Genomic DNA, 14084 nt, shown 5'->3' with positions numbered 1-14084 from the left:
TCCCTTTCATTCCTCATCTCAGAGAATTCTAGTGATTTATGGTAAAATAAGGTCTATATATGTGAGGACAAAGAGATGATTAATCGAGTAACTGATAACAAATTTAAACTAGTATCCAAATACCAACCGTCTGGGGATCAACCGCAGGCCATTGAACAGTTGGTGGATAACATCGAGGGTGGTGAGAAGGCGCAAATCCTGATGGGGGCGACTGGTACGGGGAAGACCTATACCATGAGCCAGGTCATCGCCCAAGTCAATAAGCCGACCTTGGTCATCGCCCACAATAAAACCCTAGCAGGCCAGCTTTATGGGGAGTTTAAGGAATTTTTCCCGGAAAATGCGGTCGAGTACTTCGTATCTTACTATGATTATTACCAGCCAGAAGCCTATGTGCCATCGAGCGACACCTATATCGAAAAAGATAGCTCGGTCAATGATGAGATTGATAAGCTTCGTCACTCCGCGACATCAGCCCTCTTAGAGCGCAATGATGTCATCGTTGTGGCTTCTGTCTCTTGTATCTATGGTTTGGGTTCGCCTAAGGAATATGCCGATAGCGTGGTCAGCTTGCGTCCCGGACTGGAAATTTCTCGTGATAAACTGCTCAATGACCTGGTGGATATCCAGTTTGAGCGCAATGACATCGACTTTCAACGGGGAAAATTCCGTGTTCGGGGGGATGTGGTGGAGATTTTCCCAGCTTCGCGTGATGAGCATGCCTTTCGCGTTGAGTTTTTCGGGGACGAAATTGACCGCATTCGTGAGGTTGAAGCTTTGACTGGCCAAGTTCTAGGAGATGTGGACCACTTGGCAATTTTCCCAGCCACTCACTTCGTGACCAATGACGACCATATGGAAGTAGCCATTGCCAAGATTCAAGCGGAACTTGAAGAGCAGTTAAAGGTCTTTGAAAAAGAAGGCAAGCTTTTGGAAGCTCAACGCCTGAAACAACGTACTGAGTACGATATTGAAATGCTACGGGAGATGGGCTACACCAATGGCGTTGAAAACTACTCCCGTCACATGGATGGCCGGAGTGAAGGTGAGCCTCCTTACACCCTTCTTGACTTCTTCCCAGAAGATTTTCTCATCATGATCGATGAAAGCCACATGACCATGGGACAAATCAAAGGTATGTACAATGGTGACCGCTCACGCAAGGAAATGCTGGTCAACTATGGTTTCCGTTTGCCGTCTGCCTTGGATAACCGGCCACTGCGTCGTGAGGAGTTTGAAAGCCATGTCCACCAGATCGTCTATGTGTCTGCGACACCGGGTGATTATGAGATGGAACAAACCGATACCGTCATCGAGCAGATCATTCGTCCGACGGGTCTACTCGATCCTGAGGTGGAAGTGCGTCCGACCATGGGACAAATGGACGATCTCTTGGGTGAAATCAATGCGCGTGTAGAACGTGGAGAGCGGACCTTTGTTACCACCCTGACCAAGAAGATGGCAGAAGACTTGACCGACTACTTTAAGGAAATGGGTGTCAAGGTCAAATACATGCACTCGGACATTAAGACCTTGGAGCGGACGGAGATTATCCGTGATTTGCGTCTGGGCGTTTTTGACGTCTTGGTCGGGATCAACCTTCTTCGCGAAGGGATTGACGTTCCGGAAGTCAGTCTGGTTGCTATTCTCGATGCTGATAAGGAAGGCTTCCTTCGTAATGAACGCGGCCTCATTCAAACCATTGGTCGTGCAGCCCGTAATAGTGAGGGTCACGTCATCATGTATGCGGACACCATGACTCAGTCTATGCAAAAAGCCATTGATGAAACAGCCCGTCGTCGGAAAATCCAGATAGCTTATAATGAAGAGCATGGCATTGTCCCACAAACCATCAAGAAGGAAATTCGTGACCTGATCTCTGTTACCAAGGCGGTGGCCAAGGAAGAGGACAAGGAAGTGGATATCACCAGTCTCAACCGCCAAGAGCGAAAGGAACTGGTCAAGAAACTGCAAGGTCAAATGCAAGAAGCTGTCGAAGTGCTTGATTTCGAGCTGGCAGCGCAAATCCGCGATATGATGTTGGAAGTCAAGGCTTTGGATTAGATAGGATAAAGCGAATGAAAATTATCATTAAAACAATGGAAACACCAGAAGAGATAGAAGGTAAGTCCCTCGTTCATTGGCAAACATGGAGAGAGGCTTATGACGATCTTTTACCCGCGGAATTTCAGGAGACGATGACATTAGAAAAATGTCGTTTCTTGAGTCAAAAGTATCCAGAAAATACCTTGATTGCGATGGATGGAAAAAAGGTCGTTGGATTTATCAGCTATGGAAATTTTCGTGATGAGGCCATTCAAGCTGGTGAAATCATTGCCTTATATGTTTTAAAAGATTACTATGGAAAAGGTGTGAGTGAACAGTTAATGCATGCTGCATTTGCTGTTCTCGATCATTTCTCTGAGATTTATTTATGGGTATTGAAAGATAATAAGCGAGCCATTGCTTTCTATCAAAAAATGGGTTTTACTTTTGATGGCCAAGAAAAAATACTTGAACTTGGAAAACCTGTTAAGGAATTGCGGATGATGTGTTCTTCAAATAAAAATTCCTAAAGGACCTATCTATCAATCTTTGAACCATTATCAATTAATCAAGAAAAAAATAAAATAGATAGAATGAACTAAAGAAATGAAGGAGAAGACGAATGAAAATTCTGGTCATCAATGGTCATCCGGATAAGGAAAGTTATTGTCAGGCTATTTTTCAAACCATTGTCGAAACGATTGATCCAAATCACCACGAGCTTAAAGTGATCAGTCTCAATGAAGAGGACTTTGATCCTGTTCTACGTTATGGTTATCGAAAGCGGATGGAGGAAGATCCCTTTATCCTTCGTTCTCAAGAATGGATCCAGTGGGCGGATCACCTGATCTTTGTCTATCCCATCTGGTGGAGTAGTATGCCGAGCCTTATAAAGGGTTGGATTGATCGGGTCTTCACACCGGGGATTGCCTACTCGGCTAATGATCAGGGAAGCTTTATCTGGAATTACCTCAGAGGCAAGCAATTCAAGAAGTTGCTCAAAGGGAAAACGGCCAGTATTTATGCGACCTCCATGGCGCCTACTTGGTGGTACAAGATCTTTTCAGGTCCTCTCAACATTCCAGATAGTTATGGTATCTCTGTTTTGAAGAATGCCGTCTTGAACCACTGTGGGATCAAAACCAAGCGCGTCTGCATCTTGGGAGAAGTCGGCCGGGATGTGAACACCGCTAGCATGCGGGAACACCATCTCCAAAAGGTAGCAGCAGAAGTGAAGAGACTTTGATCAGAGACAGAAGACTACTGATAAGTTAGTGTCTTTAGTTGTATTTTGAATAGGTTTTAGTTAAACTATTAATATAATCTGTAAAAAATAGGAATGATTCAATATGCTACTTTTTATCTATATGATCTATGTCATTTATTCACTGTCAAAAATGAAAAGAGAAGGTATAAGAGTCTCAATTTTCACTAAGTTGATTGTATACGGCTTATTGATACTCTCTTCGTTTATGCTCTATTTTAGTTTATTGTCATTTTTATTTAGCCCTTTGCCATTTTTTGGCTTTCTAGCTGCTCTTACTATTGGTGGTATGATGCTGTCTCTGAAAATAGTCATTGCCTTTGCTTTACTTTTGTTATCGCTCAGTCTATTCTTAGATAGTAAAAATAGTGATCCGGATACGCCTCTGATTGATCATTGGCTGCGGTTAGCAGTCCATATTCTGTTGATTATTATTTAAGAGGAGCACGCTATTCGTTTTATCTTAAACTCAAACCAATGTTTACATAGGAGAGGTCAATGATGAGAAAGCATTTGAATCTGTTTAGGATCCTGTATCTAATTCTTTTACTTTTTGTTATTGCTAACTTCATATTAGGCTTCTATGGTTACGCCTTTACTCCGCTCCTGTGGAACCCTTGGTTGTATCTAGGAGCAGTGACGATTTTTTGTCACGTCTGGTATCGCTTCTATCGAACTCACGCAGTCAATTGGAAGAATGTAGTGGGGCTACTGTTTAGTTTCTTTGCTAGCCTGATCCTAGTATTATTCATTTTGTTTTTCTTTAGTTTTGATGGTCATGGTTCGGTAACTATTCACTCGGAGTATTATTTAAAAGAGAATTCAATTGTCTTTCAGAGAGGTTCCCTTTTAGATGCCTTCGATGAATACCATGAGCTAGTAAATCCCTTTGTCATGAAAAAAGAGATAAAGAAAAAAGTTTATATTGATTAATTGTCAATATCATAGAAAGGAAATATATGTCACGTACAACGCCTACTATACTGTGCAATCTTTGCATGGTCGAAGATCTTGAAAATGGGAAAGTAGTCCTCCAATACCGCTCACCTGAAAAGACTCACTGGGCTGGCTATGCTTTTCCAGGTGGCCATATCGAAGAAGGAGAAAGCCTTGTAGAATCCGTCATTCGTGAAATCTACGAAGAGACAGGACTGACAATTACAAATCCAAAACTGGTCGCAGTCAAAGACTGGCCACAAGATGAGGGCGGCCGCTACATCGTCTTTTGCTACAAAGCAACAGAATTCACAGGCCAGCTAAGATCGTCTGAAGAAGGAGAAGTTTATTGGGTTGAGAAGGATCAATTAGAAAAGTTGGACTTGTCCTACGATATGCTTCCTCTGCTGGAAGTGATGGAAGACCCGGACTTGTCTGAGTTCTATTATCGCAAACGGACAGACGATGATTGGGAAAAATTAAGATTTTAAGCAAAGGGCTAGAGGTATCTAGCTTTTTTTGCTTGTAAGGTAAAAGAAGTAAGAATATTTCATTCGTGCTTGAATCTGCTCAGAAAAAGTACTATAGTATAAGCATAAAATACAATTGTAATCTTTCATACTGTGAATAGAAAGAAGGCAAGATATGAAATTACAATTTAGAATCCTTATAGGAATTTGCTTCTTGATCGGTGCCTTAGTCTTTGCCTTTCAAAAGGAATGGTTATACGCTTTGCTGTTGCTTTTAGTTGGGGCTTCTTACCTTTATAAAGGAGTGCGTCGATGAAGAGTGAGTGTTTAAACATCAAGGGGTTAAACGTTTGGTATAAAAAAAACAAGCCCATTATAAAAGACACGAATTTGCTTGTACCCAATCATTCTGTAGTAGGGTTGATTGGTCGAAATGGAGCTGGGAAGACAACCTTGCTAAAAGCTTTAAGTAGTGTTTTTGATCATCGGCAGTATGCAGTTGAGTCTGTTACCATAGAAGACAAGGCGACCTCTTTTCATACGAATTTCTATAAGAGTCGTACCTATACAGTTTTTACTGAAAACAATAGTTTTTTAAACTGGGATTTTGTTCACTATTTTAATTTTGTCTGTCGTTTGTATCATCGAAAGAGAGATGAAAAGGTATTGCAGGACTTGATTTCAGGCTTTCATTTTGAAGAATTTCTCAACACCGATATCGGTAGTTTGTCAACGGGGAATAAGAAGAAAGTCTTCTTGATCACAGCTTTTTATCTCAAACCTCCCCTCCTTATTTTGGACGAACCATTTGATGGCCTAGATTTTGATGCGACAGAATTTCTATATGGTTTGCTATTGCAGTATAAAGAAGAAGGCTCTATTCTGATGAGTTCGCATATCGCAGAGAGTATCGTTCGGGTGTGTGATACAGCTTATTCTATTGAAGATGGTCACCTAGATGCGATCGAATCGAATTTAGAAGATTGGTTTCATGACGTCAATCGTCAGAGGGGGTAGAGCATGTTACTAGCTATTTTTAGAGATGTGGTATCCAAAAATCGGCTCTTCTTGTTCTTAACTTCCTTAGCCTTTGCTCTTTATTACCATCTTGTTGGGGCCAAATTTTCTACGAGTTTTCAAGTCTTGCTGATCAGTACGGCTATTGTTTCTGCTCTATCAACCTTTCAATTGCTCTATTCCTACTTTTCGATGGACAGGGTCCAGGCCTACTACCAGCTTCCTTTGTCTCTCAATCGTTTTAAAGGGTCTTTTCTGACAGTAACATTTCTTCTCAATTTACTAGAGCGCGTGCTGTTATTGATCCTCTTTTTGGGAGTCAGGTTAGACCTACTACAATCCTTTAAGCTGGTCCTCCTTTCTTTACTGGTGATATTAAGTGTGTTTTATACCTTTATCCAGTTCAATACAAGGCCTAGTTTTCTAGGAGGAGTGCTCATTTCTGTAACGACTGTTCTTACAGTATCTTCTTTATGGGTTCAACAAGTGTCCTATATGATTTTACTTTCAGCCCTCGTTGCTATCTTTATTTTTAAAAATGAAGATCTAGTCGCGATTTCAAAACATAATCAGTTGCTCGTCGCAAAGAGAAGAAGTGGCAATTATTTTTGGATTTCCTTATTTCAAGAGCGCTATTTTTCCATCAATTTTGTCTTTACTCTCATCTTCCTCCTTCTCATTCTGATACAGGATTATGAGGCTCCATTAAAAATCATCATCCTTTTAACGATTGCTTCTGTCAATACGCCATTAACCACTCTCATTTCCGCTGATAAAGATTTGATCGATCATGTCAAGTCCCTACCTAAGAGTCGGTTCTTTTACCTGATGTATTATCGTGTATTGCTGACCTATTTCCTATCTGTGAATCTATTTGTTGCTCTGTTATTAAAAATGGTGGTCATGCCTGACTTGGGGATCCTATTTTTACTAGGAGTGATGATTCTAGCGGTAGTGGAAGCTTTTTTGCACTTACTTATTGAAATCTATTTTCCTTTAAGGAAATGGAATTTAAAGAGAGAATGTTGGAAGCACCCAAGAAAATATATTGTGCCTAGTATCGTCTTCTTACTTAGTTGGAGTCTCCTTTTCTGCTTCTAAGGAATTGCCCCTTTGCTTGTATCTGCTTCTTAATTGTAGTATGATAGAGGAGTTGAAAAGATGCTAGAAAAGGTGGCAAGTATATGAAAGATTTTCACTTTGATGCAATTGCTGCATTTGAAAATTATGAAATCGAAAAGATGAGAGATGGCCATGTAGTGGTGACAACCAAGGTCGTGGAATCATCGCTCAATTATTATGGAAATGCGCACGGAGGCTATCTCTTTACCCTGTGTGACCAAGTCAGTGGGTTGGTCGTGGTTTCTCAAGGGGTCGATGGGGTGACCTTGCAATCCTCGATCAATTACTTGAAAGCAGGGCGTCTGGGGGATGTCCTCACGATCCATGGCGAATGTGTCCACAGTGGACGGACGACTCAAGTTGTGGATGTCGATATTACCAATCAAGACGGGGCAAATGTCTGCAAGGCAACCTTTACGATGTTTGTTACGGGAGTGAGAGATGAATCCGCACAAGTACGCATTTAAAAACTATATTTTTGATTTTTATGGAACCTTGGTCGACATCGAAACCGATGAGTCGAGTCCCATTTTATGGGATACCATGGCTCAGATCTACCAATCCTACGGGGCAAGCTATACAGGAGAAGGCTTGCGTCTGCGTTATAGAGAGCTGGTGCAACAAGCCGAAGAAGACTTGGCTAAGGAAAAACAAGTTGCCTACCCAGAGATTGATCTAACGGTCATCTTTGTGCAATTGTATTTAGAAGGTCATCCAAGTGGGAATAGTGTTGCCCACCTCAAAGAGTGGGGACGTTTGATTGCGCGGACTTTCCGTGTCCTTTCTCGCAAGCGGTTGGAGCTTTATCCTCACACGAAAGAAGTATTAGAGGATATGAAAGCTGCAGGTTGCCGAATCTTTCTCTTATCCAATGCCCAAGCAGATTTTACCAATCCGGAGATTGATTTGGTTGGTTTGAGAGAACTTTTCCATGCTATTTACTTGTCATCTGATGCAGGTATTCGCAAACCTCAGCCAGAGTTTCTCTTGGAAGTGATGAAAGAACACCAGTTGAACCCTGAGAAAACGGTCATGGTGGGGAATGACTTTACGACAGATGTCGCTGTTGCCCAAAGTATCGGGATGGAGAGTGTCTTGATCAATACTTTCCCTTACTCTGATGCTGAACTGCGCGAGAAGAATCAAGCAGGCGTGCGCGTGATTCGAGATATTCAAGAATTGCAGGAAGATTGAAAATATCATCCATGTAGGGAGGCCAAGTCGCCTCCTTTTTTCTTGAAAATGCTACAGTCGAGCAGGATTTGTCAAATTTTCGCTTTCATGGTATACTATGAAAGTTAATTTGAATAAGGAGATAAAAATGAATAACTTACCAAACTGTCCAAAATGTAACTCTGAATACGTCTATGAAGATGGAGCGCTCTTGGTGTGCCCAGAGTGTGCGTATGAATGGAACCCAGCTGAGGTCGAAGAAGAAGAGGGGGTCGTAGCGATTGACGCCAACGGAAACAAATTGGCTGATGGCGATACGGTGACCTTGATCAAAGATTTGAAAGTGAAGGGTGCACCGAAAGATTTGAAACAAGGTACGCGCGTGAAAAACATCCGTATCGTGGAAGGAGACCACAACATCGATTGTAAGATTGATGGCTTTGGTGCAATGAAGCTCAAATCAGAATTTGTGAAGAAGATCTAAAGAACAGTACACAAATTGATAGAGTTGTTTAAGTTAATAATGGAACTTTCCGCTGTGAGAAAAGTACTTGAAACAGTATTGATTCAAGTACTCGGGAGTTTTGAAACTTTAGGTTCAAAACTAAGTCATGGAACTTCGTAGAAGTTCGCTGACGTCCGTCCTCACTTAAGGAAAGTTCCTGATTAAACTGAAGGGGCTACCCCCTTTTCTTTCAGGAGAATACTATGAAATTCAAACTATTATTTAGCTATCGTTTTCTATTGTTTATCTTAAGTGTACTCGGTGTTTATCTGCAACTGACCAAGCATGGTGGCTTTGGCATGATGCTCTATTACACCATTTTATCTAACATGTTGGTCATGTTCTTTATGGGAGACATGGTTTGGCGCATGGTTCGAGGGCGTTCGAACCAGACTCAGGGCTACCTTCGTATGAAAGGCGCAGTTACCATGTCCATTATGATCACCTGTGTCATCTACCACTTTATGTTGGCGCCTCTTGCGACACCAGAGAAGTTTTATCGTTTGGAAAACTTCCTTTGTCATTACATCGTTCCTCTGATGTTCTTCTTTGATACCCTAGTGATTGATAAAGCCAAGCAATACCGTAGACTCGATCCCTTCCTTTGGACCTTGATTCCCCTGGCTTACATGCTCTTTGCCCTTTTCAATGGGTTGGTATTGAAGTGGCCGATTCCAGGTGCAAAAGATAGTCCCTTTGCCTATTTCTTTATCAATGTTAATAAATACGGCTGGGCTTTTGTGGGCAAATGGGTGGTGATCATCTTTATCGCTTACCTCTTAGCTGGCTATGTACTCTATGGGATTAAAAATATCAAGCGGAAATCAGCTGTTTCTTAGTAAAAACCGAACATTATTCGGACGAAAAGTCTTGTTTTTAAATTTTTTTGAAAAATGTTGAGTTTTTTCTTGCATGTCGTTTGAAACTGTGATATAGTTATCTCAATTAAATAAATCCTTTAATCCTGTCCCGTGAGGCAGGCAAGGAGACTGTGAAAAACAATGGCTAGGACCATAGGGCGAGACTCTATCCTCTTAGACCATTCATTTGCTGAACCTCCTTGAAAAAGGAGGTTTTTCTTTTACAACTAAGGAGGACTGAATGAAAACCAAAGAAGTCGTTGATGATTTGACGATGAAACGGGCCATTACCCGGATCACCTACGAAATCATTGAACGAAACAAAGATTTAAGCCAGATTGTGCTGGTGGGGATCAAGACGCGTGGTGTTTACATCGCTCGCCGGATCCAAGAACGCCTCTCTCAGCTGGAACAAATCGATGTCCCTGTAGCAGAACTAGATACCAAGCCTTTCCGAGATGACATGAAGGCGACCGAGGATACGACGGTCTTACCAGTTGATATCGCTCATAGAGAAGTCATTTTGATCGATGATGTCCTCTATACAGGTCGCACGATACGCGCTGCCATTGACAATCTGGTCAGTCACGGTCGTCCTGCTCGAGTGAGTCTTGCGGTTCTAGTCGACCGTGGGCATCGGGAGTTGCCGATTCGTCCGGACTTTGTTGGGAAAAATATCCCGACAAGTAAGTCAGAGGAAATCATTGTCGAGATGGTGGAGCTAGACGGTCAAGACCGCGTCCTCATCAAAGAAGCTTAAACAAATTGTAAACTATTTGCATTCACATTATAAAAGGAGAATCAACATGTCTGAAAATCAAATCGCTCTTAAAAACCTTGTCTCAATGGAAACTCTTACCAATGAAGAAGTAATGGCATTGATCAAACGTGGGATTGAGTTCAAAAACGGAGCTAAAGCAGCCTACGAAGACCAACACATCATCTCAAACCTTTTCTTTGAACCTTCAACTCGTACCCACAAAGCCTTTGAAGTGGCAGAGTTGAAATTGGGATGTGATCTCCTTGACTTTGATGTGAAGACAAGCTCTGTGAACAAAGGGGAAACTCTTTACGATACCATCTTGACCATGTCAGCTCTTGGAGTAGATGTCTGCGTCATCCGTCACCCTGAAGTGGACTACTACAAAGAATTGGTTGAAAGCCCAACGATCACAGCCTCTATCGTCAATGGTGGGGACGGTTCAGGTCAACACCCAAGCCAAAGCCTGCTTGATTTGATGACTATTTACCAAGAATTCGGTCACTTTGATGGCTTGAAAGTTTGTATCGCTGGGGACTTGGATCACTCACGTGTGGCAAAATCAAATATGCAAATCTTGAAACGTTTGGGAGCAACCCTCTACTTTGCAGGTCCAGACGAATGGAGAAGTGCGGAATTTGAAGACTATGGAACCTTCGTCACTATCGATGAAGTTATTGAAGAAGTGGATGTGATGATGTTCTTGCGTGTGCAACACGAACGTCATGATTACGAATCACTCTTCTCTAAAGAAAACTACCACCGTCTTCATGGTTTGACACAAGAACGTTATGACCGTATGAAAGATACTGCGATCTTGATGCACCCAGCACCAGTCAACCGTGACGTTGAAATTGCGGACCACTTGGTAGAAGCTCCTAAATCACGCATCGTAGAACAAATGACAAATGGTGTCTTTGTCCGTATGGCCATCATTGAAGCCGTCCTTAAAGGTCGCGGAGCAAAATAAGATAACTGACAATTCATTGAAAGGAAAGAAAGAGGACAGAGTAGAGAACTACATGGAATCTGACTTTCCTTTTTTTGAGGAACTATGATAAAATTGGATTAGAATAAAAGAAGGGAGGGGTTCGATGAAACGATTATTGGTCCTAGAGGATGGGACTGTATTTGAAGGAGAAGCCTTTGGTGCAGACCTATATGTGACTGGTGAGTTGGTCTTTACCACAGCCATGACAGGTTTTCAAGAATTGATCACGGATCAGGCTTTTAGTGGCCAGATTCTCTCCTTTACCTTCCCGGTTATTGGTGCAGCAGGGATCAATCGGGATGATTCTGAATCCATTACACCCACTTGTTTGGCAGTAGTGGTTCAGCATCTAGTGGAGATGCCGAGCAATTGGCGGCAGCAGATGACCTTGGATGAATTCTTGAAGCGAAAAAAAATCCCTGGTATTGTAGGGATTGATACGAGACAGGTGGCAAAAATTGTCCGCAAGTTTGGACGGATGAAGGCGACTGTCATTAACAAGGGGGATTCGATCGACCATATCCTGGATCAGTTACGAGCGACAGTCCTTCCCAAAGACCAAGTGCGTCAAGTCTCGACAAAAACAGCCTATGCTGTACCAGGGTTTGGTAAGAGTATTGCCTTGATTGATCTAGGGGTCAAGCACTCTGTCTTGCGCCAGCTGAGTCAAAGGGACTGTAATGTCACGGTCTATCCCCATGATATCTCTTATGATGAACTGATGGAACAGCAGCCCGATGGCGTTATTTTATCCAGTGGGCCTGGAGATCCCCATCAGGTGAAAAAACTCTGTCGCTTGATCCAAAAAATCAATGGTCAAATTCCGATCTGGGGCATGGGCTTGGGAGCTCAACTGCTGGCTCAAGCTTACGGGGCTAAGCTAGCTCCCATGGAAGTCGGGCATTTCGGCTTAAATATTCCTGTGCGTGAAATTGCGACAGGAAAAATTGAGATAACGAGTCAAAATCACTTGTATAGTATTGCGAGAGATAGGCTACCCCATGATTTATTGGTCACGCATGAAAACGTCAATGACCATAGTATTGAAGCTTTTCGCCATCGTTACCAACCGATTTTAGGGGTTCAATTCCAAGTGGATGCTAGTCCAGGGCCAAGGGAAAATCTCTATTTTTACGATGAATTTTTAGAGTTGATTGATGCCAAAATTCACGAAAGTAGAAGGGAGAAGGAATGATGAAACAAAACCAGAAATTGCTTCTCCTGTGTGGAGATTCTTATCAGGATATTAGCCTTTTGGCTGCGGTAAACGAAGCACAAAAACTCAATGCCAAGAATGGAAATGCTCTTGTCCTTTACTTGGGCGAAGGAAATGCTATTACCCAAGAAGCTACAGATATGGTTGTAGTTAGTAAGCTCAAGCTGGATGCTCTTAGAACGACTCTTCTTTCTTATACAGGATCCCGCTTGCTCCTAGCTTTTGCGGATAAACAGATTTTAAATCTCTTGTTCCGATTGGAAGAAACTGGATTTTTCAAAGAAGCATCGATCATGATTGTCGGTCCGAGTCTTCAACGCTACCGGACCTTTTATCAGCAGGCGGACCAACGACGCCTCTTTCAAGAGCTGGGCTATCAGGTACCCGCTTCAGCGCTGGTCGGTTCTGTTCGAGAAGCTATCGAGTTTTCGGAAGGCATTCAATTTCCCATTATGATCTGGCCAGTAGCGAGTAAGCAAGGGCAAGGGCGAAAGATTGCTCATAACCTGGATGATTTATGCGAAGCTGTAGAAATGGGACTTTCGGTCTCTCCAAGTCAGCAGTGTTTGCTAGAATTTTCTACTTATGGCTTTAAGGAACTGGATTTTGTAGTCATTCGGGATCGTGAAGACAATCACTACCTGGCTGCCTCTATTGAAAGCATTGATCCTGTTGGGATCCACTCTAGTGACTCTTACCAATTTATGCCAGCAGTCACCCTGACTGACCGGGAGTTCCAAAATCTTCGAGAAGCAGCAATCCACATTAGTCGCTATTTGAAACTGACAGGAGCTATTTCCATCAAGTTTGCATTGGATCCGACGAGCTATGCTTTTTATATCTTAGAGGTTAATCCATTTGCATCAGATAGTATCTCGATGGCCTCTATGGGCTTGGGCTATTCCTTGTTTGAGCAAGGAGTTCAGCTACAATTAGGGCGATCTCTCGAGCATTTGCCTCACCCTTTATTAAAGGATCTAAAGGCTGTCTATGAACCAAGTTTGGACTATATCTTCTTTAAGATTCCGATTTTTTCGGATGCTGCTAAAAATGCCCGTCTCAATACCCAAATTCACTCTTATGGGGCAGTTTATGGATTTGGAAAGAGAATCGATGAAGCTTACCAACACGCCCTAGAAACCATTAAAGATAAAAACTTGTTGACCATCCTTCCTGAGGAAATGAGCGATGATGAATTAATCCAGAAAATTGCTCGTCATATGCCCCACCGGCTCTTCTATATCTTAGAAGCTTTGAAACGTGGTTTTGAGTTTGAGGAACTCTTGGATTTGAGTAAATTAGCACCTGTCTATTTGCAGGTCCTAGCCAATCTTGTAGCAATGGAAAAAGCAGCAGAAGTTGCAACAAGCCCAGCCTTTCTTCCGGTTGAGCCATCAGCTGGCTTATATGAGGTCAAAGCAGGCGCATCCTATTATCTGACCCAAAACGGAACCAATGAATCATTGGCTTTGGAGGCTGCTTGTGTCTTGGTGGATGATCTAGAAATCCGCGATGAGCGTTTTTACCAAAAGGTGCGAAAGCAGGCGAAAGAGCTGAAAGAAAAAGGACAACAGGTGATCTTACTCACAAATCGTCCTTTTACAGAATCTTTGGCAGATAAAGTCTATTATCTTCCTATCAATGAGACAAGCCTTCACCTGATTCAGACCATTGATCAGGTCAAAGATATTGTCAAGCTTTCTAATCTACAATAAAGGATTCGG

The 14084-nt window shown here is 42.4% G+C and carries 15 protein-coding genes; all 15 read left to right on the top strand.

The genetic code is table 11. The features are described from left to right. The first annotated feature begins 75 nt into the window (after positions 1 to 75). Positions 76 to 2064 (top strand): excinuclease ABC subunit UvrB, encoded by a 1989-nt coding sequence (uvrB, locus tag HMPREF0833_RS03145; RefSeq protein ID WP_013903670.1) that lies wholly within the window; start codon positions 76 to 78, stop codon positions 2062 to 2064. 14 nt (positions 2065 to 2078) lie between these two features. Continuing rightward, positions 2079 to 2576, top strand: a complete 498-nt coding sequence (locus HMPREF0833_RS03140) for a GNAT family N-acetyltransferase (protein ID WP_013903669.1) — start codon at positions 2079 to 2081, stop codon at positions 2574 to 2576. 92 nt (positions 2577 to 2668) lie between these two features. Next, positions 2669 to 3292: an NAD(P)H-dependent oxidoreductase gene (locus HMPREF0833_RS03135; RefSeq protein ID WP_013903668.1), complete on the top strand. Its 624-nt coding sequence runs from the start codon at positions 2669 to 2671 to the stop codon at positions 3290 to 3292. Positions 3293 to 3808: 516 nt separating this feature from the next. Continuing rightward, positions 3809 to 4243 carry a hypothetical protein gene (locus HMPREF0833_RS03125; RefSeq protein WP_013903666.1) on the top strand — a complete coding sequence of 145 codons (435 nt, stop codon included), beginning with the start codon at positions 3809 to 3811 and terminating at the stop codon, positions 4241 to 4243. 26 nt (positions 4244 to 4269) lie between these two features. Continuing rightward, positions 4270 to 4737: an 8-oxo-dGTP diphosphatase gene (locus HMPREF0833_RS03120; protein ID WP_174221302.1), complete on the top strand. Its 468-nt coding sequence runs from the start codon at positions 4270 to 4272 to the stop codon at positions 4735 to 4737. Positions 4738 to 5028: 291 nt separating this feature from the next. Then, complete coding sequence (locus tag HMPREF0833_RS03115; protein WP_013903664.1) at positions 5029 to 5733, top strand: ATP-binding cassette domain-containing protein; 705 nt, start codon at positions 5029 to 5031, stop codon at positions 5731 to 5733. A 3-nt stretch (positions 5734 to 5736) separates the two neighbouring features. Beyond that, positions 5737 to 6834, top strand: coding sequence for a hypothetical protein (locus HMPREF0833_RS03110; protein ID WP_013903663.1), 1098 nt, complete (start codon positions 5737 to 5739; stop codon positions 6832 to 6834). 83 nt (positions 6835 to 6917) lie between these two features. Further along, positions 6918 to 7322, top strand: coding sequence for a PaaI family thioesterase (locus HMPREF0833_RS03105; protein ID WP_013903662.1), 405 nt, complete (start codon positions 6918 to 6920; stop codon positions 7320 to 7322). Then, positions 7297 to 8049 (top strand): HAD family hydrolase, encoded by a 753-nt coding sequence (locus HMPREF0833_RS03100; protein ID WP_013903661.1) that lies wholly within the window; start codon positions 7297 to 7299, stop codon positions 8047 to 8049. Before HMPREF0833_RS03105 ends, HMPREF0833_RS03100 begins: the two co-directional genes overlap by 26 nt. A 127-nt stretch (positions 8050 to 8176) precedes the next feature. Further along, complete coding sequence (locus HMPREF0833_RS03095; RefSeq protein WP_003016288.1) at positions 8177 to 8512, top strand: zinc ribbon domain-containing protein YjdM; 336 nt, start codon at positions 8177 to 8179, stop codon at positions 8510 to 8512. A gap of 224 nt (positions 8513 to 8736) precedes the next feature. Further along, positions 8737 to 9372 carry a Pr6Pr family membrane protein gene (locus HMPREF0833_RS03090; protein ID WP_013903660.1) on the top strand — a complete coding sequence of 212 codons (636 nt, stop codon included), beginning with the start codon at positions 8737 to 8739 and terminating at the stop codon, positions 9370 to 9372. 262 nt (positions 9373 to 9634) lie between these two features. Next, complete coding sequence (pyrR, locus tag HMPREF0833_RS03085) at positions 9635 to 10153, top strand: bifunctional pyr operon transcriptional regulator/uracil phosphoribosyltransferase PyrR (RefSeq protein ID WP_003001719.1); 519 nt, start codon at positions 9635 to 9637, stop codon at positions 10151 to 10153. A gap of 46 nt (positions 10154 to 10199) precedes the next feature. After that, positions 10200 to 11123, top strand: a complete 924-nt coding sequence (locus HMPREF0833_RS03080; protein WP_003016291.1) for an aspartate carbamoyltransferase catalytic subunit — start codon at positions 10200 to 10202, stop codon at positions 11121 to 11123. Positions 11124 to 11247: 124 nt separating this feature from the next. Next, the gene (locus tag HMPREF0833_RS03075) at positions 11248 to 12339 is read left to right on the top strand and encodes a carbamoyl phosphate synthase small subunit (RefSeq protein ID WP_013903659.1); all 1092 of its coding nucleotides are present in this window, start codon (positions 11248 to 11250) and stop codon (positions 12337 to 12339) included. After that, positions 12336 to 14075: an ATP-binding protein gene (locus HMPREF0833_RS03070; RefSeq protein WP_013903658.1), complete on the top strand. Its 1740-nt coding sequence runs from the start codon at positions 12336 to 12338 to the stop codon at positions 14073 to 14075. The genes HMPREF0833_RS03075 and HMPREF0833_RS03070 overlap by 4 nt, the downstream gene beginning before the upstream one ends. The last annotated feature ends 9 nt before the right edge of the window (positions 14076 to 14084 follow it).

It is taken from the genome of Streptococcus parasanguinis ATCC 15912 (genome assembly GCF_000164675.2).
Classification (GTDB): domain Bacteria; phylum Bacillota; class Bacilli; order Lactobacillales; family Streptococcaceae; genus Streptococcus; species Streptococcus parasanguinis.
The sequence above is the reverse complement of the archived record's forward strand: the minus strand, read 5'-3'. Positions and strand labels throughout refer to the sequence as shown.

Bases quoted from the DNA above. Each gene is read 5' to 3' on its own strand.
- uvrB (WP_013903670.1), top strand. From the start codon at position 76: ATGATTAATCGAGTAACTGATAACAAATTTAAACTAGTATCCAAATAC.
- HMPREF0833_RS03140 (WP_013903669.1), top strand. From the start codon at position 2,079: ATGAAAATTATCATTAAAACAATGGAAACACCAGAAGAGATAGAAGGT.
- HMPREF0833_RS03135 (WP_013903668.1), top strand. From the start codon at position 2,669: ATGAAAATTCTGGTCATCAATGGTCATCCGGATAAGGAAAGTTATTGT.
- HMPREF0833_RS03125 (WP_013903666.1), top strand. From the start codon at position 3,809: ATGATGAGAAAGCATTTGAATCTGTTTAGGATCCTGTATCTAATTCTT.
- HMPREF0833_RS03120 (WP_174221302.1), top strand. From the start codon at position 4,270: ATGTCACGTACAACGCCTACTATACTGTGCAATCTTTGCATGGTCGAA.
- HMPREF0833_RS03115 (WP_013903664.1), top strand. From the start codon at position 5,029: ATGAAGAGTGAGTGTTTAAACATCAAGGGGTTAAACGTTTGGTATAAA.
- HMPREF0833_RS03110 (WP_013903663.1), top strand. From the start codon at position 5,737: ATGTTACTAGCTATTTTTAGAGATGTGGTATCCAAAAATCGGCTCTTC.
- HMPREF0833_RS03105 (WP_013903662.1), top strand. From the start codon at position 6,918: ATGAAAGATTTTCACTTTGATGCAATTGCTGCATTTGAAAATTATGAA.
- HMPREF0833_RS03100 (WP_013903661.1), top strand. From the start codon at position 7,297: ATGAATCCGCACAAGTACGCATTTAAAAACTATATTTTTGATTTTTAT.
- HMPREF0833_RS03095 (WP_003016288.1), top strand. From the start codon at position 8,177: ATGAATAACTTACCAAACTGTCCAAAATGTAACTCTGAATACGTCTAT.
- HMPREF0833_RS03090 (WP_013903660.1), top strand. From the start codon at position 8,737: ATGAAATTCAAACTATTATTTAGCTATCGTTTTCTATTGTTTATCTTA.
- pyrR (WP_003001719.1), top strand. From the start codon at position 9,635: ATGAAAACCAAAGAAGTCGTTGATGATTTGACGATGAAACGGGCCATT.
- HMPREF0833_RS03080 (WP_003016291.1), top strand. From the start codon at position 10,200: ATGTCTGAAAATCAAATCGCTCTTAAAAACCTTGTCTCAATGGAAACT.
- HMPREF0833_RS03075 (WP_013903659.1), top strand. From the start codon at position 11,248: ATGAAACGATTATTGGTCCTAGAGGATGGGACTGTATTTGAAGGAGAA.
- HMPREF0833_RS03070 (WP_013903658.1), top strand. From the start codon at position 12,336: ATGATGAAACAAAACCAGAAATTGCTTCTCCTGTGTGGAGATTCTTAT.